Origin of the sequence: Enterobacter cloacae complex sp. IR53030, assembly GCF_049238365.1 — a bacterium.
GTDB lineage: Bacteria > Pseudomonadota > Gammaproteobacteria > Enterobacterales > Enterobacteriaceae > Enterobacter > Enterobacter kobei.
This window is the reverse complement of record NZ_JBMKHA010000039.1, coordinates 1-21,926: the sequence shown is the minus strand read 5'-3', so window position 1 is coordinate 21,926 and position 21,926 is coordinate 1. Positions and strand designations below refer to the sequence as shown.

At 52.7% G+C, this 21,926-nt stretch carries 16 protein-coding genes and 2 pseudogenes; 10 read left to right on the top strand and 8 right to left on the bottom strand.

Annotation, left to right across the window (positions count from 1 at the left end; translation table 11 throughout):
• Positions 1-1,507 (top strand): EAL domain-containing protein (locus ACOTXR_RS24150; protein ID WP_421767124.1); only part of this gene is annotated, 1,507 nt, incomplete at its 5' end.
• Positions 1,508-1,551: 44 nt separating this feature from the next.
• Here the strand turns inward: ACOTXR_RS24150 and ACOTXR_RS24145 are convergent.
• Entirely contained in the window at positions 1,552-2,739 is a 1,188-nt protein-coding gene (locus tag ACOTXR_RS24145) for a NupC/NupG family nucleoside CNT transporter (RefSeq protein WP_014884725.1), read from the bottom strand.
• Positions 2,740-3,085: 346 nt separating this feature from the next.
• On the opposite strand from ACOTXR_RS24145, the gene ACOTXR_RS24140 reads away from it, so the two are divergent.
• Positions 3,086-4,324 carry an Nramp family divalent metal transporter gene (locus ACOTXR_RS24140; RefSeq protein ID WP_014884724.1) on the top strand — a complete coding sequence of 413 codons (1,239 nt, stop codon included), beginning with the start codon at positions 3,086-3,088 and terminating at the stop codon, positions 4,322-4,324.
• Between the two features lie 40 nt (positions 4,325-4,364).
• Here ACOTXR_RS24140 and ACOTXR_RS24135 read toward each other — a convergent pair whose 3' ends face one another.
• Both ACOTXR_RS24135 and mgrA read right to left on the bottom strand, forming a co-directional pair.
• Positions 4,365-4,715 carry a DUF2502 domain-containing protein gene (locus ACOTXR_RS24135; protein ID WP_014884723.1) on the bottom strand — a complete coding sequence of 117 codons (351 nt, stop codon included), beginning with the start codon at positions 4,713-4,715 and terminating at the stop codon, positions 4,365-4,367.
• Positions 4,716-4,842: 127 nt separating this feature from the next.
• Positions 4,843-5,841, bottom strand: a complete 999-nt coding sequence (gene mgrA, locus ACOTXR_RS24130) for an L-glyceraldehyde 3-phosphate reductase (RefSeq protein ID WP_058690512.1) — start codon at positions 5,839-5,841, stop codon at positions 4,843-4,845.
• A gap of 184 nt (positions 5,842-6,025) precedes the next feature.
• Here mgrA and ipdC point away from each other — a divergent pair, with 184 nt between their 5' ends.
• Positions 6,026-7,684 (top strand): indolepyruvate decarboxylase, encoded by a 1,659-nt coding sequence (gene ipdC, locus ACOTXR_RS24125; RefSeq protein ID WP_058690511.1) that lies wholly within the window; start codon positions 6,026-6,028, stop codon positions 7,682-7,684.
• On the opposite strand, the gene ACOTXR_RS24120 is transcribed toward ipdC, so the two are convergent.
• Positions 7,685-8,920, bottom strand: coding sequence for an ion channel protein (locus ACOTXR_RS24120; protein WP_014884720.1), 1,236 nt, complete (start codon positions 8,918-8,920; stop codon positions 7,685-7,687). It lies immediately after the preceding gene.
• A 205-nt stretch (positions 8,921-9,125) separates the two neighbouring features.
• Between ACOTXR_RS24120 and glk the strand changes: the two genes are divergently transcribed.
• Positions 9,126-10,091: a glucokinase gene (gene glk / locus ACOTXR_RS24115; RefSeq protein WP_058690510.1), complete on the top strand. Its 966-nt coding sequence runs from the start codon at positions 9,126-9,128 to the stop codon at positions 10,089-10,091.
• A 31-nt stretch (positions 10,092-10,122) separates the two neighbouring features.
• On the opposite strand, the gene ACOTXR_RS24110 is transcribed toward glk, so the two are convergent.
• Together ACOTXR_RS24110 and ACOTXR_RS24105 are read right to left on the bottom strand one after the other, a co-directional pair.
• Positions 10,123-10,854, bottom strand: coding sequence for a LytR/AlgR family response regulator transcription factor (locus tag ACOTXR_RS24110; RefSeq protein WP_045269731.1), 732 nt, complete (start codon positions 10,852-10,854; stop codon positions 10,123-10,125).
• A gap of 1 nt (position 10,855) precedes the next feature.
• Complete coding sequence (locus ACOTXR_RS24105) at positions 10,856-12,562, bottom strand: sensor histidine kinase (protein WP_014884717.1); 1,707 nt, start codon at positions 12,560-12,562, stop codon at positions 10,856-10,858.
• A 387-nt stretch (positions 12,563-12,949) separates the two neighbouring features.
• Between ACOTXR_RS24105 and alaC the strand changes: the two genes are divergently transcribed.
• Complete coding sequence (gene alaC / locus ACOTXR_RS24100; protein ID WP_045134540.1) at positions 12,950-14,188, top strand: alanine transaminase; 1,239 nt, start codon at positions 12,950-12,952, stop codon at positions 14,186-14,188.
• 52 nt (positions 14,189-14,240) lie between these two features.
• On the opposite strand, the gene ypdK is transcribed toward alaC, so the two are convergent.
• Both ypdK and lpxP read right to left on the bottom strand, forming a co-directional pair.
• Complete coding sequence (gene ypdK, locus ACOTXR_RS24095; RefSeq protein ID WP_099458937.1) at positions 14,241-14,312, bottom strand: membrane protein YpdK; 72 nt, start codon at positions 14,310-14,312, stop codon at positions 14,241-14,243.
• 358 nt (positions 14,313-14,670) lie between these two features.
• Positions 14,671-15,591, bottom strand: a complete 921-nt coding sequence (gene lpxP, locus ACOTXR_RS24090) for a kdo(2)-lipid IV(A) palmitoleoyltransferase (protein ID WP_087529900.1) — start codon at positions 15,589-15,591, stop codon at positions 14,671-14,673.
• Positions 15,592-16,358: 767 nt separating this feature from the next.
• Between lpxP and tssB the strand changes: the two genes are divergently transcribed.
• From tssB to ACOTXR_RS24065, 5 genes and pseudogenes are all read left to right on the top strand, one after another.
• Positions 16,359-16,856, top strand: a complete 498-nt coding sequence (tssB, locus tag ACOTXR_RS24085) for a type VI secretion system contractile sheath small subunit (RefSeq protein WP_058690509.1) — start codon at positions 16,359-16,361, stop codon at positions 16,854-16,856.
• A gap of 32 nt (positions 16,857-16,888) precedes the next feature.
• Positions 16,889-18,433 carry a type VI secretion system contractile sheath large subunit gene (gene tssC / locus ACOTXR_RS24080; protein ID WP_014884713.1) on the top strand — a complete coding sequence of 515 codons (1,545 nt, stop codon included), beginning with the start codon at positions 16,889-16,891 and terminating at the stop codon, positions 18,431-18,433.
• 16 nt (positions 18,434-18,449) lie between these two features.
• Positions 18,450-18,872: pseudogene (gene tssK, locus ACOTXR_RS24075) on the top strand (type VI secretion system baseplate subunit TssK); the annotation flags it as partial.
• A gap of 9 nt (positions 18,873-18,881) precedes the next feature.
• A pseudogene (locus ACOTXR_RS24070) lies at positions 18,882-19,349 on the top strand (putative type VI secretion system effector); the annotation flags it as partial.
• Positions 19,350-19,794: 445 nt separating this feature from the next.
• A partial coding sequence (locus ACOTXR_RS24065; protein WP_421767123.1) for a T6SS effector BTH_I2691 family protein occupies positions 19,795-21,926 on the top strand: 2,132 nt, incomplete at its 3' end.

Below are 21,926 nucleotides of genomic sequence, written 5' to 3'. Positions count from 1 at the left end.
CCAGATCCGCGAAATTTTAATCAGCGAGTCAGCTTGGGAAGAAATGACCTGCTTATTCGCACCTTCCTTAGCGATAAGCCGCCTGACCTATGCACTTATCTCTCTGCTTTGGGCTGCTTCAGCGCTTCTGCTGTTGACCTACAACTATAACTTCCTGAATGGTGTGGAGTCGGGCCATTCACTCTCCTTTATCCTGTCCGTGCTGATCTCGTTTGCCATCTGCTTGCTTTACATGTCGCGGATTTACCAGCGTAGCGAGTGGCTGAAGCGGGGATGGCAGGGCAGAGCGTTGACCGATCCGCTGACCGGTTTGCCCAATATCCGTGCGCTGGAGGAGTATCTTGAGATTCACCAGGATGCCAAAGTGTGCATTCTGCGCATGGATAACCTGGAATTTTTGAGCCGCCATTACGGGATCCTGATGCGGGTCCACTGCAAACGCACGATCGCCTCGTCGCTGCAACCCCTTCTGCAAAAGGACGAGATGCTCTTCCAGTTGCCCGGAAGCGAGCTGGTGGTGGTCTTGCTGGGGCCGGAAATTGCTGAGCGTCTCCAGCATATGGTTGATCGGTTGAACAGCCGGAAAATTTTCTGGAACAACACCGGGCTGGATATTGAGTTTGGTGCCTCCTGGGGGATGGTCGAAAACGGTGAAAAATTGCATCACACGCTGGGGCAATTAAGCTGGCTGGCTGAGCAATCTTGTGCAGGACAGAACGTACTTGCGCTGACGAATAGCCTGGAGGCTGCATCAGGACAAACAACAGAGCGCGTCCTGATGTTAGCGCGGATTAAGCATGCCCTGGAGGCGGGTCAGTTCCATTTATACGCGCAACCGATCCAGAAGGCAGACGGTAGCGGTTACTACGAAATTCTAACGCGTATGGAGAGCGAGGGCGAAATCATCACCCCTGAGCGCTTTATTCCGCTGATTGCCCAGTTCAACCTTAGCCACCGGTTTGATATGTGCGTTATGGAAAAATTACTGCTGTGGCTGCGCGATCATCCAGCGACGCAGCCTGGGGCCCGTTTCTCCGTCAATCTGATGCCGCTCACGCTGATGCAAAAAGAGGTGGCGACCGAGATTTGTGCGCTGTTTGAACGATACGGCGTTGCCCCTCAAACCGTGGTCATTGAGATCACCGAAGAGCAGGCTTTCTCCAATTCAGGTTGCAGCATCAATAATATTCAGCAACTGCGGGATTGTGGATTCCGGATTGCTATTGATGATTTTGGTACAGGCTACGCTAACTACGAGCGTCTCAGACGTCTGCAGGCGGATATCATCAAAATTGACGGCTGCTTTGTTAAAGACATTTGTACTGATGACATGGATGCGATGATCGTCCAGTCGATGTGTAATCTGGCGAAGACGAAATCGCTATGTGTGGTGGCGGAGTATGTCGAAACACCCGCACAGCGGGAGATGTTGCTTCGCTTCGGCGTGGATTACCTGCAGGGCTACCTGATAGGTAAACCCAAACCGCTGGAAGAAATTCGGGCATAAAAAAACCGGGAGCTTGCTCCCGGTTTTTTGTTTTGCAGTAAACGTTACAGGACCAGCGCTGCGATGGACGCGGACAGAACGCTCACCAGAGTGGAGCCATACACCAGTTTCAGGCCAAAGCGTGAAACCACGTTACCCTGTTCTTCGTTCAGGCCTTTAATCGCCCCGGCGATAATACCGATGGACGAGAAGTTCGCGAAGGAGACCAGGAACACGGACAGGATGCCTTCCGCGCGCGGAGAAAGCGTGCTGGCAATTTTCTGCAGATCCATCATCGCAACGAATTCGTTAGAAACCAGTTTGGTTGCCATGATACTGCCCACCTGCAGCGCTTCGTGAGCCGGAACACCCATCACCCAGGCAACAGGATAGAAGATGTAGCCCAGAATACCCTGGAAGGAGATACCCAGCACCGCGGCGAACAGGGCGTTCAGCGCAGAGATCAGCGCAATGAAGCCGATCAGCATGGCGGCAACGATAACCGCCACTTTGAAACCGGCCAGAATGTACTCGCCCAGCATTTCGAAGAAGCTCTGGCCTTCGTGCAGGTTGGACATCTGGATGTTCTCTTCGCTGGCGTCAACGCGGTATGGGTTGATCAGCGACAGCACGATAAAGGTGCTGAACATGTTCAGAACCAGCGCAGCGACAACATATTTTGGCTCCAGCATGGTCATATACGCGCCCACGATAGACATGGAAACGGTAGACATTGCGGTTGCCGCCATGGTGTACATGCGGTTACGCGACATTTTGCCGAGAATATCTTTATACGCGATGAAGTTCTCAGACTGACCGAGGATCAGGGAACTGACGGCGTTGAAAGACTCCAGCTTGCCCATGCCGTTGACTTTGGATAACAGGAAACCAATTCCACGAATCACGAACGGCAGAACACGGATGTGCTGCAGAATACCGATGAGCGCGGAGATGAAGACGATTGGGCACAGCACCTTCAGGAAGAAGAATGCCAGACCTTCGTCGTTCATTTTACCGAAGACAAAGTTGGTCCCTTCGTTGGCGAATCCGAGCAGTTTTTCGAACATTTCGGAGAAGCCTTTTACGAAGCCGAGACCTACGTTGGAGTTCAGGAAGAACCACGCAAGTAAAACTTCAATGACCAGCAGCTGGACAACATAACGAATACGAATTTTTTTGCGGTCTGTGCTGACCAGCAATGCGAGTGCAGTAACGACAACAAGTGCCAGGACAAAATGAAGGACGCGGTCCATATTTGCTCCAAATATGAGGCAGGTTTAATTTTCGTGCACATTCTATGCAACAAGCGAAAAGAAAACGAGATCAAGGACACACTATAGTTACATCCTGTGACGAGTCTCAAAAATAGTGATCCACAATACATTTTCGTTATGTTAGGTAAATGAGTGAAAAGTTAAGTTTGTGTGCTACGCTTCACAAATGACTGCGCATTTTCACATTCTGTGAAGTCGCACCACCTGCCCATCTATCGTTCTTAGCTATCAGAGAAATCATGTTAAACCACTTAAGTGATCTTGATAATCATTCTCATTTTGATAGCATTAAACATAGCAAAGGCTATATTTCCAGAGGCAGATAATGACTAACAGTCGCGTAGAGGGTAGCAGTGGCAGAGCGGCGCGCAAGCTGCGGTTCGCATTAATGGGACCTGCGTTCATTGCTGCCATCGGCTATATCGATCCGGGTAATTTTGCGACCAATATTCAGGCCGGGGCCAGCTTCGGCTATAAGTTGCTTTGGGTGGTCGTCTGGGCGAACCTGATGGCGATGCTGATTCAAATGCTCTCAGCAAAACTGGGGATTGCTACGGGCAAAAACCTGGCAGAACAGATCCGCGACCACTACCCACGTCCGGCCGTCTGGCTCTACTGGGTGCAGGCTGAAATCATCGCCATGGCAACCGATCTCGCTGAATTTATCGGTGCGGCGATCGGCTTTAAGCTGATTCTGGGCGTATCGCTATTGCAAGGGGCGGTCCTGACCGGGATTGCCACTTTCCTGATCCTGATGTTACAGCGTCGGGGGCAAAAGCCGCTTGAAAAGGTGATTGGTGGTCTGCTGCTGTTTGTCGCGGCGGCCTATATTGTCGAGCTGATATTCTCCCAGCCAAACCTGGTACAGCTTGGTAAAGGCATGGTGATCCCCAGCCTGCCAACGTCGGAAGCCGTCTTCCTGGCTGCCGGGGTGCTTGGGGCGACCATTATGCCACACGTCATTTATCTGCACTCTTCGCTGACCCAGCATCTTCACGGTGGGACGCGTAAAGAACGTTATTCGGCAACCAAATGGGATGTGGCGATTGCCATGACCATCGCGGGTTTTGTGAACCTGGCGATGATGGCCACCGCAGCTGCCGCTTTTCACTTTAACGGTCATACCGGTATTGCCGATCTCGACCAGGCGTATCTCACGCTGGAGCCGTTACTGAGCCATGCTGCTGCCACGATTTTTGGTTTGAGCCTGGTGGCTGCCGGTCTCTCTTCCACGGTGGTGGGCACGCTGGCAGGGCAAGTGGTGATGCAGGGATTTGTGCGCTTCCATATTCCCCTGTGGGTTCGTCGTTCCGTCACCATGCTGCCGTCGTTTGTTGTGATTCTGATGGGGCTTGATCCCACGCGAATTCTGGTGATGAGTCAGGTGCTGCTGAGTTTTGGTATCGCACTGGCGCTGGTTCCTCTGCTGATTTTTACCAGCAATCCAGCCCTGATGGGCGATCTGGTTAACTCGACGCTGGTGAAACGGACAGGATGGGCAATTGTAGTAGTGGTTGTGGCGCTAAATTTATGGCTGTTGATTGGCACAGCGCTGGGGTTATAAAAGAGAAAGGAGCCGAAAGGCTCCTTTTTTACATTTTACATTAATGACGACCGTGGCCGTGACCACCGTGTCCTTTTGGGCCGTGACCCCAGCCACCGCGGCGGTCGTCACGATCGTTCCAGCCTTCGCGGTAGCCGCGTTCATAGGCATTGTTTTTGTACCAGCCGCGATGCAGGCCATTATCGTGCCTGCGCCAGCGGTCACCGCGCCATTCATAATGACGGTTCCAGTAGTCACGGTCGCGCCAGTAGCCACCGTCCCAGTATCTGCCGTAGTCGTCACGATCGCCAATTTGTAATTTTACTGATGGCAACAGGGTGATTTCGCCAGCAGTGGCGATGAGCGGGGCGGAAGCCAGTAATACCGCTGCAAGAATCAGTGACCTGAACATACTCTTTCTCCTTCACGATCGGGGCCTTTGTGGGGCCTGTTAACGCAATATTACGAGTTGGTAAAGCCTCGTTTCATCGCCTCAACTCCGAATTCCAGGTTCAGAGCACTTTTTGCTAAAAGTGGTTTTATTTTGAGCTGCTCAGTATTTCTTCAATAAGGTTCAGCTCTTCCGCGGAGAAATGGCGGTTTTCCAGCATGCCAACGGCGTCATCAATTTGAGCCGCTTGACTTGCCCCAATCAGCACCGACGTCACGTCGTCATGGCGCAACACCCAGGCCAGCGCCATCTGCGATAGCTTCTGGCCGCGGCCTTCCGCCAGGACATTGAGCTTACGCACTTTTTCCAGCTTCTCTTCGGTGATCTGATCCGGGTTGAGGAACTGACTGCCACTTGCCGCACGGGAGTCTGCGGGAATACCGTTCAGATATCGGTTGGTGAGCTGTCCTCCCGCCAGCGGCGAGAAGGGAATACAGCCGACGCCTTTTTCCTGCAGCACGGCCAGTAAACCCCCTTCCGGTCCTCGTTCAAACATGGAGTATTTCGGCTGGTGGATCAGGCAGGGCGTGCCAAGGTCATTCAGGATATCAATCGCTTTTCGCGCCAGCTCTGCAGGATAGTTGGATAACCCGACATACAGCGCTTTTCCCTGGCACACCAGATGGTCAAGCGCTTTCATGGTTTCAGTCAGCGGGGTTTCCGGGTCAGGACGGTGATGATAGAAGATATCGACATACTCCAGCCCCATGCGTTTCAGGCTTTGATCCAGGCTTGCCAGCAGATATTTGCGCGATCCCCAGTCGCCGTAGGGGCCCTCCCACATGGTATATCCCGCTTTCGTCGAGATAATCAGCTCGTCGCGCCAGGGCAGAAAATCCTCCTGCAAAATACGCCCAAAATTACGCTCGGCCGACCCCGGTGGAGGACCATAGTTATTGGCAAGGTCGAAATGCGTAATACCCAGGTCGAAGGCGCGCTGTAAAAGTTGACGGCTGTTTTCGAGACGCGTGGCGTCCCCAAAGTTATGCCACAGACCCAGCGATATGACGGGCAACCTGAGCCCGCTTTGACCGCAGCGACGATACTGCATTGTCTGGTAACGATTTTTATCCGGCTGATAACCCATTTTATGACCTCGTGCGCAGATGAGAAAAATCAGTGTATGCGTTTACATTAACGTGAAAAAAAGCAGCATAGCGCAGCCTTTTTTGTAAAGCATTCTTTCCATACCCTTCTTACCGCTGATTCTGGACAGCCATCACGCTTCTCTAATACTCAAAGTGAGGTCAACATTAGAAGGATACCTGTTCATGCGTACCCCATACTGCGTCGCCGATTACCTGCTGGACCGTCTTACTGATTGTGGAGCCGATCATCTGTTTGGCGTGCCGGGCGACTATAACCTGCAGTTTCTCGACCATGTAATAGATAGCCCCGACATCTGTTGGGTGGGCTGTGCCAACGAATTAAACGCATCGTATGCTGCTGACGGATATGCCCGCTGTAAGGGCTTCGCCGCGCTGCTCACTACATTCGGTGTAGGCGAGTTAAGTGCCATGAATGGCATCGCGGGAAGCTATGCCGAGCACGTTCCGGTATTGCATATTGTCGGGGCGCCGGGGACGGCGTCACAGCAACGAGGGGAACTGCTGCACCATACGCTGGGTGATGGGGAGTTCCGCCATTTTTATCATATGAGCGAGCCGATTACCGTCGCTCAGGCGATCCTGACCGAACAAAACGCCTGCTATGAAATCGACCGGGTTCTGACCACCATGCTCCGGGAGCGTCGTCCCGGCTATTTGATGTTACCTGCCGACGTGGCAAAAAAAGCCGCCACGCCTCCTGTAAACGCTCTCACACTTCACCATGCCCATGCCGACAGTGCCTGCCTGAAAGCGTTTCGGGATGCTGCGGAAAATAAACTGGCAACCAGCAAGCGCACCGCGCTGTTAGCTGATTTCCTTGTTCTGCGCCATGGACACAAGCATGCGCTACAGAAGTGGGTGAAGGACGTGCCGATGGCGCACGCCACGATGCTAATGGGTAAAGGGATATTCGACGAACGTCATGCCGGTTTTTACGGCACATACAGCGGCTCGGCAAGCGCCGGCCCGGTAAAAGAGGCGATTGAAGGGGCGGATACGGTACTGTGCATCGGCACCCGTTTTACCGATACCCTCACCGCCGGTTTCACCCATCAGCTAACCCCGGCCCAAACGATAGAAGTTCAGCCTCACGCTGCCCGCGTCGGTGACGTCTGGTTTACCGGCATCCCGATGCTTCAGGCAATCGAAACGCTGGTGGAACTGTGCAAACAGCATGTGCATGATAAACCTGCGCCAGCTTCCCATCGCGCAATGAGCTTCCCTCAGCCGCAGGGCGCGCTGACCCAGGAGAATTTCTGGAAAACGTTGCAAACGTTTATTCGCCCAGGAGACATCATCCTTGCCGATCAGGGAACGTCGGCCTTCGGCGCCATTGACCTGCGCCTTCCGGCTGACGTGAATTTTATCGTCCAGCCGCTGTGGGGGTCGATCGGCTACACGCTGGCCGCAGCGTTTGGCGCACAAACGGCTTGCCCGAACCGGCGTGTGATAGTGCTGACGGGGGATGGCGCGGCGCAGCTGACTATTCAGGAGCTCGGGTCGATGTTGCGTGATAAACAACGTCCGATCATTCTGGTGCTGAACAACGAAGGGTACACGGTCGAAAGGGCCATCCATGGACCGGAGCAACGGTATAACGATATTGCGCTCTGGAACTGGACGCACCTTCCACAGGCGCTGAGTCTCGCGCCTCAGGCCGAGTGCTGGCAGGTGAGTGAGGCAGGTGAGCTGGTGGATGTGCTGGAAAAAGTGGCGCACCACGAGCGGCTTTCGCTGATCGAGGTCATGCTGCCGAAATCCGACATACCGCCGCTGCTGAGCGCGCTCACCAAAGCGCTGGAAGCGCGCAACAGCGCCTGATTACTTATCGTTTCGCCAGGCCATCATCATCGGTTTGCCCGCCAGCAGGAGCCAGGCGGGCAACATCACGATGCAGAGCAGCGGGAACAGCGTCGAATCCGGCACCACAACCGCCGCCATAAACAGGCTCAGCCATGCGTCACGCGTCACCACCAGAACCAGACCCAGAATCGAGCAGGAGACGGTAATTGCCGCCGGAACCGCATCCACATGTTCATGCAACATCAGCCCCAGCGCCACGCCGACAAACACCGCAGGGAAAATGCGTCCACCGCGGAAACCGCACGCAGCCGCGACGACCAGCGCCGCCAGTTTGATGACGGCAAACAGCAGATAGTCGGAAACGCTAAATACCTGACTGAATGCCAGCTGCTGCATCTCGTCCAGGCCTTTAAACAGCGTCACCGTCCCGCCGATGGTGCCTAAAATACCGAGGATCAATCCCCCTGTGCCCAGAATCAACACCGGATGCTTGAGTTTATGCACCAGCCGGTGCAGGCGCGGCAGACACCATACCGCGACCATCCCCAGCGCGATGGCAATTGCAACGACGATGGCACCGCTGAAAATATCCGCTATTCGCATCTCTCCGTAGTGGGGCAGAGAGAGGGAGAAGTGGGGATGGAAAAACAGACTGGTTGTTAGCGCGCCCGCCGCCGCGGCCATCAGGGGAGCAAACAGTTTGTCCCAGAGCGGGACATCATTATTGCTGGTAAGCGTCTGTGAAAAAATCAGCGCGGCAGCTACCGGCGTGCCGAAAAGCGCCCCGATGGTGCCTGCGGAGGCGAGGATCGTCCAGTCCAGCGCACCCACGCGCGGTAAAATGCGTGAGCCCAGGAACACCGCCAGACCAATATTCACCGCCATAATGGGATGCTCGGGTCCGAGGCTGACGCCGCCCGCCAGGCCCACAATTAACGCGATGATCAACCCCGGCAGCGCAGAGGGCGGAACCGGGGCGCCAATCAGCGGCTCCAGCGCCGGGTCCGGTCCGGCGTGGCCGGGACTGAATCGGATCACCAGGCCTACCGCAATACCGGTTAACGTCAGCATCAAAATGATCCACGCTGAAGAATCAGCGGTGATCCCCAGTTTCGCCGGAAGCGCCGTCCATAGCAGGGCTTGCAGCACCGACGCGACTTTCATCACGACAATGAGTACCAGGCTTGACGCCACGCCAATGATGAGCGCCGGAATTGCCAGCAACAGCATGGTTCTGGCTCGCGGGTGGAGCATGATGATTTCCTTGTACAAAAAGGTATAACGTTACTCTGCACAATCAGCTTTATGGCAATAGTGCAAAAGGTGCTGAAACGGTAAAGTTATTCTGTGACGAAGATCGATAATCCATGGGCATTCACCTTCCAGTCGTTGTTGTTATCACGCCTTGAATTTACAGTGTCCCAAAGATTTATTCTGACTTTAGCGGAGCAGTAGAAGAATGACAAAGTATGCTTTGGTAGGTGATGTGGGCGGCACGAACGCGCGCCTCGCATTATGCGATGTAAGTAGCGGTGAAATTTCCCGGGCGAAAACCTACTCGGGGTTGGATTATCCCAGCCTTGAGGCCGTTGTCCGCGTCTATCTGGATGAACATCAGGTGAGCGTCGAGGATGGCTGCATTGCCATTGCCTGCCCGATAACTGGCGACTGGGTCGCCATGACCAACCATACCTGGGCATTCTCTATTGCAGAGATGAAAAAGAACCTCGGTTTTGCGCATCTGGAAATCATCAATGACTTCACCGCCGTGTCTATGGCGATCCCGATGCTCAAGCCAGAGCATCTGATCCAGTTCGGCGGCGCTGAACCGGTCGAGGGAAAGCCGATTGCGGTTTACGGTGCCGGTACGGGCCTGGGCGTTTCGCATCTGGTGCATGTTGATCGGCGCTGGGTAAGCCTGCCGGGTGAGGGCGGTCATGTAGACTTTGCGCCAAACAGCGAAGAAGAGGGCATTATTCTCGAAGAGTTACGTGCTGAGATCGGTCACGTCTCTGCCGAGCGCGTCCTGTCTGGACCCGGGCTGGTGAACCTGTACCGTGCAATTGTGAAATCGGACGGTCGTCTGCCGGAAAACCTGCAGCCGAAAGACGTCACCGAACGCGCGCTGGCGGACTGCTGCATTGACTGCCGTCGTGCCCTGTCGCTGTTCTGCGTGATCATGGGACGTTTCGGCGGCAACCTGGCGCTTACGCTTGGCACCTTCGGTGGGGTCTATATTGCGGGCGGGATTGTGCCACGCTTCCTCGACTTCTTTAAAGCTTCAGGTTTCCGCGGTGGGTTTGAAGATAAAGGACGCTTCAGAAGCTACGTGCAGGATATTCCTGTTTATCTCATCGTGCATGATAACCCTGGCCTGCTGGGTTCGGGTGCCCATCTGCGTCAGGTTCTCGGGCAAATCCTCTGACACAGAGCCCTCTCCGCCGGGAGAGGGCGTTTTACAGGTGCATCAGCTGACGGAACTCTTTCACCTTGCTGCGGCTCACCGGCACCTGAAAATCCAGATCCTTGAGACGCAAAATATAGGTATTGTTAAACCACGGCTCGATCTCGCGGATCTTATTTAAATTCACGCAGAACGAACGGTGGCAGCGGAAAAAGTGGGCCGACGGCAGCTTGCCGCAGAATTCGGTAATATTCATCGCCATGACAAACGATTCCCGCCGCGTATAGACAAACGTCATCTTCTCATGCGCTTCGGCGTAGTAGATATCATTCACTGGCGTCACGATGATGCGTTCATCCTTGACCAGATTAATGGTGTCGTTTTCCCGTACCGTCGGGCTGGCGGTGACCGGAGCGCTCTGTTGCTGCCATGCGGCCTCCAGCTTTTGCAGCATGCTGACAATCCGCGACTCCTGGTAAGGTTTCAGAATATAGTCAAACGCCTCCAGTTCGAAGGCCTCAACGGCATGCTCTTTCCAGGCGGTAACGAACACAATAAACGGCTTGTGGGCAAACTGATTGATGTTTTGCGCCAGCAAGACGCCGTCCAGCGAAGGAATATTAATATCCAGAAAAATGGCGTCGACCCGGTTATGCTGCAGAAATTTCAGCACGTCCAGCCCATCGTCAAAGATACCCACAATCTCCATCTGACTGTGGGTTTTGATGAGCCAGGTGAGCTCCTGTTGAGCCAGAATTTCATCTTCAACGATAATGACTTTCATATTACTCACCCTGAGGTAACAGTGATGCCGTCGCATGAACAGGGGAGCGTTCATTCGGGACGTAAAAAGCGATTTCAGTGCCGGGTTCAAGACGGTGAATATGCAGCCCATCGCCGTAGAGCAGTTTGACCCTGTGATGCACATTCAGCAGCCCGATTTTATTCCCCGGCATCTCATTAGACTCCACGCGCTCGATGACTTTTGGGTCAATCCCGTGGCCGGTATCGCGCACGGCGATACGCACCCGGTTGCCGCTTTCGGTGATGCTAATGGTGACCACACCTTTGCCTTTACAGGGCTGAATACCGTGAACAATGGCGTTTTCGACCAGCGGCTGGATCAGCAGGCTCGGGATCACGCAGTTGACCTCTTCATCAATATCGTAAATGACCGTCAGTTTGTCGCCAAAGCGCGCCTGCTCGATCGCGATGTAGTCTTTAATCTGATACAGCTCTTTTTTGATGTCGATCTGCTCGTCATCCTTCAACTCAATGTTGTAGCGCAGATAACGCGACAGGTTGAAAATCAGCTGGCGCGCGGTGTCCGGATTCAAACGAATCGAAGAGGAGATGGCGTTTAACGCGTTAAACAGGAAATGGGGATTGATTTTGCTCTGCAGCGCGCGCAGCTCTGCCTTATTTGCCATCTCGCGTAACTGTTCCGCCCGGGAGACCTCAAGCTGCGTGGAGATGATCTGCGACAGACCTATCGCCATCTCCTGCAGCGTTGAGGTGATCTGATGCGCGTGACAGTAATAAATTTTCAGCGTGCCCGTCACCACGCCTTTCTCCCAAAGCGGGATCACCAGCATAGAGTGGATCTCCGGCGTTCGGTGGGCTTCATCATTGTTTTTAATAATGATTTTACCGTAGTTAATCGCTTGTCTGGTGGTCGGGCTTATCGTGTCATCATTGTCGCGGTAGTTGTGCTCGCCAACGCCGACGTAAGCCAGCACGTGGTCAATATTGGTGATAGCGACGGCATCCGCGTGAATGTCGTGGCGAATAATCTCGCAGACTTGACGCAGCGACTCCGCGTTAACGTGGCGGAAAAGCGGCAGCGTTTTGTTGGCGATATCCAGCGCCAGCTTGGCCTGGCGAGCGGCACTGGCCTCTTTTTCCCCTTCCACACTCTGCACCAGCAGCACGATAAAACCGATGCACACGCTACCCAGAATCATAGGGATACCGATTTTCGAGACGATATCCAGCCCCAGCGCGGTCGTGGGAGCCCAGACGACAACCAGGATCATGGTCAGCGTTTCGCACACCATGCCTGCGAGGATCCCGGCGCGCCAGCGCTGCTTTTTCGGGATTTTACGGCTGATCCAGCCGGATAGTACCCCGGCGATAATGCTGGTGATAAAGCACGGCACCGCCGTGACGCCGCCGATATCAATCAGGTAGCGATGGGTTCCGGCAATCACGCCGGTGATGACACCTACCCACGGACCAAACAAAATTCCGCCAGACATGACGGCGATAATCCGCACGTTAACCAGCGAGCCCTCTACCGGCACGCCGGACCAGGTGCTGAACAGCGCAAAGAGCGAAAAGATAGCGGTGACGGCCAGCAGTTCTTTCGGCGAGTGAGCAGATTTATGCAACAGCTCGCGAAACAGGCGAATGCGAATAAGGAAGAACAGGCAAATCAGCATTAATGCTGCGCGATCAAAAACCGCCAGCAGCATAGTGAATATTTCGTGCACGAGCAGACCTGGGAAAACGGGAAAGAACCATGATAAAAAACCTGGGGCATATTGACCAGCTATCCGTCAGGTTTATCAAATGAGGAAAAACCCTGTTTTAGAAAGGGGATTATCGAATGAGGATTGATACCTCCCGATTCTTTCCTGCTGTCGCATCGTCCGGTAACTGTTTTGATATCATTGTGTTAAACAATAGATAACGGAAAGCCGATATGAGTCCCCCTCCTTCCGCTTTAAGGCGTACCCGTGTTCCGGTTTTCATGGGGTTCTCTTTTTTTTCATTTCCCTCTCGACAGCGTGATTTTTTTCAGGTTATTTTCTAAGCATGTCACATCAGTGGCAGCGTCGCTCGGACGGTCCGGGCGCTAACGTTAATCTGAGGAATCTATGGCTGAATTCAGTCCTGAACGCCGTTTTACGCGTATCGATCGTCTCCCCCCTTATGTTTTCAATATCACCGCTGAACTGAAAATGGCTGCGCGTCGGCGCGGCGAAGACATCATTGATTTCAGCATGGGCAACCCTGACGGCCCCACGCCACCGCATATCGTTGAGAAGCTCTGCGCGGTTGCCCAGCGTCCGGATACGCACGGCTACTCAACCTCGCGCGGTATTCCCAGATTACGCCGCGCGATCTCGCGCTGGTATCAGGATCGTTATCAGGTTGATATCGATCCTGAGAGTGAAGCCATTGTGACCATCGGCTCGAAAGAGGGGCTGGCGCACCTGATGCTGGCCACGCTGGATCACGGTGATACGGTACTGGTTCCCAATCCGAGTTACCCAATCCATATTTACGGCGCGGTGATAGCCGGGGCGCAGGTACGTTCTGTACCGCTGGTGGAAGGCGTCGATTTCTTCAACGAGCTGGAGCGCGCAATTCGCGAAAGCTATCCGAAACCCAAGATGATGATCCTGGGTTTCCCGTCCAACCCGACGGCGCAGTGCGTGGAGCTCGATTTCTTTGAGAAGGTTGTGGCCCTGGCTAAGCGCTATGACGTGCTGGTGGTACATGATTTGGCGTATGCGGATATCGTCTATGATGGCTGGAAAGCGCCTTCAATCATGCAGGTGCCGGGGGCGCGTGACGTGGCGGTAGAATTCTTTACCCTGTCGAAAAGCTACAACATGGCGGGCTGGCGTATTGGCTTTATGGTAGGTAACAAAACGCTGGTGAGTGCGCTGGCGCGAATCAAGAGCTATCACGATTACGGCACCTTTACGCCGCTACAGGTTGCCGCTATTGCGGCGCTTGAAGGCGATCAGCAATGCGTTCACGACATTGCAGCCCAGTATAAACGCCGCCGCGACGTGCTGGTAAAAGGGTTACATGAAGCGGGCTGGATGGTGGAAATGCCGAAAGCGTCCATGTACGTCTGGGCGAAAATTCCGGAGCCGTATGCGGCAATGGGATCGCTTGAGTTTGCAAAAAAACTGCTGCAGGACGCTAAGGTGTGTGTTTCACCGGGCATTGGCTTTGGTGATTACGGTGACACCCACGTGCGCTTTGCTTTAATCGAAAATAGCGACCGTATTCGTCAGGCGGTGAGGGGCATCAAGAGTATGTTCCGGGCCGATGGCCTGCTCTCAACAAAGAGCGTCTCCGAACACCCCGCATCATCATGACATAAAAAGACAGGAGCCTATGGCTCCTGTCTTTTTGACTGCATGTTCTTCACTAGATCATCAGGGCAAAGGTTCCGGCCCAGACTAAAACGATCACCGAAATGCCCATAAAGAAATATTTCACGTTTCATCGCTCCGCGTATCTTGTGGTACGCATTTAAAAACAGAGTCCAACTGAGTATAGAGAACTGAAATCCGGCCAAAACGGAAATGAGAATTTTCCCGCTATGCCGCCGACTCCAGCTCAGAATTCTGTGCTTTCCTGTAGCCAGACGGCGCTAATGTACGCCTAAAAATGAGGGGTGACAAGAGGGGTTTTTTTAAATAATTTCCGACACTTACGGGTGTCGTGGAACGGCGACAGTTTGATTTCGCAAGGCAATAAATTCACTTTGAGCGACGTGACGAAAAACCGTTACGCGGGGTTATTACAGGTGATTGAAAAGGTTAGTTTCTTATCGAAACTAACCGTCACGCGGGACTTAAATATAGAGCGAGGCTTCGCCAAGTGGGCGCGTTTTGAAACGGCGATGCATCCAGAGATATTGCTCTGGCGCGCGCATGATTTCAGTTTCGATGACCTTGTTGATAAACGCTGCGGCTTCGCATTCGTTTTCAGGATAGTTAGCCATTTCAGGAGAGATGTGCAGACGATAGCCTGATTTATCCGCTTTTCTCACCATCGTCACGGTCAGCATGGCGGCGCCTGACAACCGCGAAATCACAAAGGTACCGTTGGTTGTCGCCACGTCTTTAACGGCAAAGAAGGGGGCAAAGCTGCTGCCTTTACGTCCATAATCCTGGTCAGGGGCAAACCAGACGGCTTCACCTTTCTTCAGGGCACCGACCATTCCACGCAGATTATTACGGCTGATCATCGCTTTATTGGAACGCATGCGGCCGCGCGTCTGTACCCACTCCATTACCGGGCTATTGTGCGGTCTGTAGGTCGCCATCATTGGCTGGCAAAGACCCATCACCCGGCCACCCAACTCCAGCGACATAAAGTGAACGCCCACAACCATCACACCGCGGTTTTGCAACTGCGCGCGTTTAAGGTTGTCCAGCCCTTCGACATCAAACCACTTGCGGACGCGTTCATCCGACCAGAACCAGGCCATACCGGTTTCGAGCAGCGCCATACCGATAGATTTAAAGTTTTCAGAGATCAATTTTTCGCGCTCTTCAGCATTGTACTGAGGAAAGCAAAGCTCGATGTTTTTGCGCGCGATGGCTTCGCGACGTTTCAGGAAATAGCGAGAGGCGCTGCCCAGTTTCGACCCCAGCAAACGCAGCACAGGATAGGGAAGTTGCACCAGCAGCCAGAGTACGCCAAGACCAAACCATGTAAACCAGTAACGCGGGTGTAAAAACGCACGTTCAAATTTGGATTGAGACAAGATAGTAAAACCTATGTGAAGCCTGTAAAGGTAGCGCAGCGTGTGCGATACGACGTGCCATTAAGACCGTTCTTCAAGGTGATGGTTTCAGGCTTTACCGAACTTTACGGCGTTGCCTGACCACTGCTGATTTGGGTGGGCGGCGTAATGTAGCACCGTTATACGTTATGTGCTATTACTCGTTTTTGATTAAAAAAGCGGCAGTCAAGGAGGTGGTTGATTTTACAGTTTTTATAGGCAGTCAGTCATGAGAACACCTTCCACCTGAGTCGGGCATGAAGCCTCTTCGAGAGAGGAAGGATTAAAAGCGCTATTTTTTTGTGGCAGATTCCGTATTCATATTTTTTTTTACCTCTTCGTTTAATAAATAAGAATTTTCTTTGTGAAAGTTCTTATTTATTATTCATCCAATGAATGGAGTGCCTGAGTCCATAATTTATTCATCTTTCCTTTTATCGAGTCTAAAGCAGTTCTCTCCTGTGTTTTTGATATAGTGCTGTGATGCAAATCAAAACAATATTGTTTTTTTAGCATCTGACTGGCTGCAACCTCTTTTACGATACAAATATTTGTTTTACAGAAAAAGAGTAGCTTCTTTTTCTGGGTTGGTCTGATAAGTTGCAATAATATCTTAGAGGAAAATTCTTAAGAATTTTCTAATTGCGGATAAATGATCTGTGTATTTGATTTGCGGTCGATCATTGTTCTAATATTGCGCATCAAGAACGATACCGTGAAGTTTGCATCGCAAAACAAAGAGGGATGATCAAATGTCTGACAGTTTTCAGAATGAAGTGCCTAAGGCACGTATTAACCTGAAGCTTGACCTGCATACTGGCGGAGCAAGCAAGAAAATGGAATTACCCTTAAAACTGCTTGTTGCCGGTGATTTCAGTAATGGTCAGGATGCTGCGCCAATATCTGAGCGTGAAAAAGTTAACATCACCAAAAATAATTTCGACAGTGTTCTTTCCGAATATTCCCCAAAAGTTAATCTGAGCGTCAAAAACACCCTGTCAGATGATGGTGGTGAGGACAATATTGAGCTGACTTTCCAGAGCATGAAAGATTTCACGCCAGAGCAGGTGGCTGCCCAGATACCACAGCTGAAGGCGATGCTGGCGATGCGCAACTTACTCCGCGATCTTAAGGCCAACCTGTTGGATAACCAGACTTTCCGAAAAGAGCTGGAAAAAATCGTTCTTGACCAGTCGCTTAACGCTGAATTGCGCAATGAATTATCCGCACTGGTACCCAAAAAAGCTTAACCATCACGATGTTTTAACGGATTAATCAAGGAATGCTCATGTCTGTACAAAATAATATTGCTGGCGGTGAAAGCATGGTGCTGGAACGTCCTGCTGCGGGTGGGGTTTACGCCTCCCTGTTTGAGAAAATCAACTTAAGTCCCGTCTCTGAATTGAGCGCCCTGGATATCTGGCAGGACGCGCAGGCGATGTCGGATGCGACCGCTGATGAACGTCTGACGGCAGGTATGCAGGTCTTCCTGGAATGTCTGACCAAAGCCGGTGCGAAAGTCGAAAAACTGGATAAAAGCCTGATTGATCACCACATTGCTGAACTCGATTACCAGATCAGCCGTCAGCTGGACGCGGTAATGCACCATGAGGAGTTTCAGGCAGTTGAAGGTCTGTGGCGCGGAGTGAAGTCACTGATTGATAAAACAGATTTTCGCCAGAACGTGAAAATTGAGCTGCTGAGTATGTCTAAAGAAGACCTGCGTCAGGACTTTGAAGACAGCCCGGAAATCATCCAGAGTGGCCTGTATAAACACACCTATATTGATGAATATGATACCCCAGGTGGCGAGCCAATTGCGGCACTGATTTCCGCATACGAGTTCGATGCTTCAGCGCAGGATGTCGCGCTGCTGCGCAACATCTCTAAAGTCTCCGCTGCTGCGCACATGCCGTTTATCGGCTCAGCAGGTCCAAAATTCTTCCTTAAAGAGTCCATGGAAGACGTCGCTGCGATAAAAGATATTGGTAACTATTTTGACCGCGCAGAGTACATCAAGTGGAAATCGTTCCGCGATACCGACGACGCTCGCTATATCGGCCTGGTCATGCCGCGCGTACTGGGACGTTTACCGTACGGGCCAGATACCGTTCCCGTTCGCAGCTTCAATTATGTCGAAGAGGTCAAAGGTCCGGATCACGACAAATACCTGTGGACGAATGCCTCGTTTGCCTTTGCGTCCAACATGGTGCGTAGCTTTATCAATAATGGCTGGTGCGTACAGATTCGGGGTCCGCAGGCCGGTGGTGCGGTTCAGGACCTGCCTATCCATCTTTACGATCTCGGTACCGGCAATCAGGTAAAAATCCCGAGCGAGGTCATGATCCCCGAAACCCGCGAATTTGAGTTTGCGAATCTGGGCTTCATTCCTTTGTCCTACTACAAAAACCGCGACTATGCCTGCTTCTTCTCGGCTAACTCAAGCCAGAAACCGGCGCTGTATGACACCGCAGATGCAACGGCTAACAGCCGCATCAACGCGCGTCTGCCGTATATCTTCCTGCTGTCGCGTATCGCCCATTACCTGAAGCTGATTCAGCGCGAAAACATCGGTACCACGAAGGATCGTCGCCTGCTTGAACTGGAGCTGAACACCTGGGTCCGCAGTCTGGTCACTGAAATGACCGATCCGGGCGATGAACTGCAGGCGTCTCACCCGCTGCGTGATGCGAAAGTGGTTGTCGAAGATATTGAAGACAACCCGGGCTTCTTCCGTGTGAAGCTCTACGCGATCCCTCACTTCCAGGTCGAAGGCATGGACGTCAACCTGTCACTGGTTTCCCAGATGCCGAAGGCGAAATCGTAAAACAGGCAGGAAGCTGATGAAAACGGAACAACCGTTATGGGGCAGGGGCATTCTGGTCTCTCCCCAGCATTTTCAGCAACAGGTCGCGTATGCGGCCTGGTCTGCGGAATGTATTGCCCGACTGGGTCTTTCGTGCCCGTGGGGGGTCATTGATGCCACCTTTGAACCGGAATCTCTCAAACTAGGGCGTATTCAGGCCCGGCATCTGCACGTCCGTTTCCAGGACGGCACGCTGATTGATACCGACAATGCTGATCCTCTGCCGCCGGTGCTGTCGCTTGAGAGTGAATCACAGGAGGTGACGGTGGTGCTGGCGCTTCCGCTGCTGCGGGCGAACGGCGGCAACTGTTTAAAGCCTGATGAAGTCGCTGAGCGTCCGGTGCGATATCGCCAGAGCTGGCGGGATGTTCGCAATGCCTTTGGTGAGGATAGCCAGCGTGGAGTTGCCGCCGCTGGAGCGATAGTTGCAGGGAGTCCGGGAGTCGGTGCGGTAATAACGGCTGAAAGCGAATCTTCGAATGATTCGGCGGAATATGTGCAGGGAATGATTAATGGCAAGCCCTTCCGCGGCTGGGTGGGCGTCACACGGCTTCAGGCTGGTGATAACGTGAACATGATTGTTGAATGGCAGCATGACCATTACGAGGTCTATGCTATTGCGTTACCGGAAGAGCGGATAGTGTCTGTATGTCCGAAATGTGATATGGGGCATATTGCGCATATGCTTTGGCGGATAAAAAATATGTTTATTTTAACAGCTATACTCATGTTTATGTTTGCATGTGTTTGCCTTGTTAAGTCTTTGAATGAGGTGGGTTGGGAACAGTTAGATTTTTGGAAAGAATATTTTTTTTCTTATGATGGTGTTAGGGCTGGCTTTTATATTTACTGGAGCGATTGCAATCGCTGCTTATAAAGCCTGTTCCTCCACATTTTGCAAAGTGGCTGAAGAAATATTTCAGTTGCTGGGGATGAAACACATCGCAACAGTCAATCTCAATAAAATAACAAAGAAACATGAGAAAGAACTAATAAGTAATAAAGAGTGGCACGATCCAAGTGATAAAAATAGAGCTGCCTGCCCCAGTTCTAAATTTATTTATTCAGGGGAGTGGTGGTTTTACTATTAATTAAATGGATTGTAATATTGAACTTTGTCGTTCTCGGTAACACCCGCACAAATGCATGGCACTAAAATAGGCCACTACCGCCGGTATCATCAGTAATGGCATACTTCTGGTACAGGATCAGGACCGTGTGCTTTGCCATTGTTCCGGCTATAAGGTGATTGCAGGCTCTGTTTATTTTACTGGCTAAAGAGACATTTTTATTCGTAGGCCTAATTAGAAAAGGACGTGAATATGGCATGCCAGGGATTATGCACAACGAAAGGCCTGACGGTACTGCCGGTGCGCTATGCCGTTGTGCCGGAAAATATTAATACCGGTTTACCGGAGTGGGCGAAGGATCCGTGCATCATCGGGATAACGCTCGGCAATAATGAAAAGTACACCCTCCGTGCGCTTCGTCAGGGTTACCTTTACGTTTTCTATGAAAAAGGAAAACAGGGCACGAATTACTGGCAGTGCTACAGCGTTGCGCCGGACGGCTCACTGTGGCTGCAGCAGGTGGCGTCTAACCCTGCCCCGGTGGATAAGGCGCAGTGTGAAACGGGGGGGCATATTGCGCAAAACGTCGAGTTTATAAGCATTGAATCCCCGGAAAAGTGCGGCAATGTGTGGTTTGCGTTCAGCCAGTATCCGTGGGAAAAGGAGACGCTTGAACGGTACAGCTTCGACGCCAGAGCCCGCAGTGAGAGAATGCAGAAAGTAATACCCTCAGCGTCGGGGGCCCAGCGCACCAAAACAGGGACCAATGTCACCGAAGCGAGCCTGAACCAGGTGCTGGACTATCAGGTGCCATCTGTTTCGGGCCTGCTGCCCGGTCCGGATGATGCAAAAGTGGTAAATGTCAGCCGGGTATCGTCGCTCTGGGATCCGACGGTGGATGACCCCTGGCGGGTCAGTGATGATGTGGTGAAAATGCAGTCCAGCCTGTACCCGTGGGCAAAAAAACGCAGCGGCAGGGCCGCCGCGACGGTTACGGCCATGCAGAACCGGAGTGAGGGGATGACGCCGCTGCTGCTTCCACTCTGGGATCCGGTAGGGATTGTTCATGAGCTCAATGGCTGGAGCCAGGACGTGCTGGGTCGTCAGGCGCAGTTTCTGCAGGAGCGGGAGCTTGAGTTCGCCACAAAAACCAGTCTTGATGCATTAAAAACGATACTGGCTGACAAAGCGCAGGCACGCGGTGAGGCGGTGGTGGAGCGATTTGCTCAGCCCGAAAACGCGATGTTGTCGGATGAATATCTTGATGCCCGCCTGAAAACACTGGAGCAACGTTTTCAGGGCAAGCCAGACGTGCTGGCGCAAATAAGAGCTGACGACAGGCTGGTCAGGGCGTGGCATGCACAAAAGGTGACAGTCTCTTATCCAGAAAATGTTTTGCTGGATCCGCCGGAGCCGCTGGCGCTTCACCAGCAGAAGGTAGCAGCCATTAAAGCGCAGGTCGACAAGGAGCTGGCGGAACGCCCACAGAACTTCACTGATGCCCGGGCCAGAAGCTGGGCACCCTATCAGAAAAAGCTCAACACAGCCCGACAGGCGAATTTTGATACCTGCTACACGAGCCTGGTTGACACGGTTAACGCTATCTTCCAGAAGCGTATCGTCAGCGTGGTGAACTGGCTCAGTGCGCCGGTGCTGCTGGCCGTGCTGGATGATTTCCACTGTGAGGTGCAGCGGGCAGGGCTGTTCTACCAGTCAGCGGTGGGAATGGCGATGCACGGGATTAACAGCTGTCCGGCAGGTGCCGCAAAGATAGACGGCTGGTGGAATGAATACAGCACAAAAAACCGTGAGAACCTGCTGTGGCGGCATGTGGCGGCCAATAACCCGCAGTTAATCAGCGAGCTGGAGCCGTATCTGGCAACGGTGAAGGCGAAAAAAGACGAAGATGTGACACCGCTGACGGCGACCGCCATGACGGCCACCCTGATGCAGCAGGTCGGCAACATGAAAAAACTGGTGGGGTATTACCAGAAATCGATGAACACCGTCGTGAAGGGGCTGCAGGAAAATGCCAGCAAACTGGAAGTACAGCTCTTCAGTACGGATGCGTTTATTGTCTCGGTGGGCGACAGGATAAGCCGCATTCTGCGGGTGGATAAGGCAGGGGAGAAGCTGGTGACCACGGCGTTCAGGCTGATATTTATGATAAGAGCGGGGATACCGTCAGAGACCGTGCATGGGTTAGTGAACGACTACCTTCAGGATGCCCCGGCGTTACGCCAGGCGGTGCTGGAAGGCATCCGCCACAGCGAACGCTTTATGGCAAACCGGAATGAAGTCACCGCGAACAGGCAGAGGATGAGCAGCAGGCTGGAAGAGTACTTTGCAACAGAAAAGGGCAGGGGGGAATACCGGCTGGCAGG

Excerpts from the sequence above, each read along its gene's own strand:
- ACOTXR_RS24110 (WP_045269731.1), bottom strand. The coding sequence starts at position 10,854 with ATGAAAGTCATTATCGTTGAAGATGAAATTCTGGCTCAACAGGAGCTC.
- ipdC (WP_058690511.1), top strand. The coding sequence starts at position 6,026 with ATGCGTACCCCATACTGCGTCGCCGATTACCTGCTGGACCGTCTTACT.
- tssC (WP_014884713.1), top strand. The coding sequence starts at position 16,889 with ATGCTCATGTCTGTACAAAATAATATTGCTGGCGGTGAAAGCATGGTG.
- ACOTXR_RS24135 (WP_014884723.1), bottom strand. The coding sequence starts at position 4,715 with ATGTTCAGGTCACTGATTCTTGCAGCGGTATTACTGGCTTCCGCCCCG.
- ACOTXR_RS24120 (WP_014884720.1), bottom strand. The coding sequence starts at position 8,920 with ATGCTCCACCCGCGAGCCAGAACCATGCTGTTGCTGGCAATTCCGGCG.
- ACOTXR_RS24145 (WP_014884725.1), bottom strand. The coding sequence starts at position 2,739 with ATGGACCGCGTCCTTCATTTTGTCCTGGCACTTGTTGTCGTTACTGCA.
- alaC (WP_045134540.1), top strand. The coding sequence starts at position 12,950 with ATGGCTGAATTCAGTCCTGAACGCCGTTTTACGCGTATCGATCGTCTC.
- tssB (WP_058690509.1), top strand. The coding sequence starts at position 16,359 with ATGTCTGACAGTTTTCAGAATGAAGTGCCTAAGGCACGTATTAACCTG.
- glk (WP_058690510.1), top strand. The coding sequence starts at position 9,126 with ATGACAAAGTATGCTTTGGTAGGTGATGTGGGCGGCACGAACGCGCGC.
- ACOTXR_RS24140 (WP_014884724.1), top strand. The coding sequence starts at position 3,086 with ATGACTAACAGTCGCGTAGAGGGTAGCAGTGGCAGAGCGGCGCGCAAG.
- mgrA (WP_058690512.1), bottom strand. The coding sequence starts at position 5,841 with ATGGGTTATCAGCCGGATAAAAATCGTTACCAGACAATGCAGTATCGT.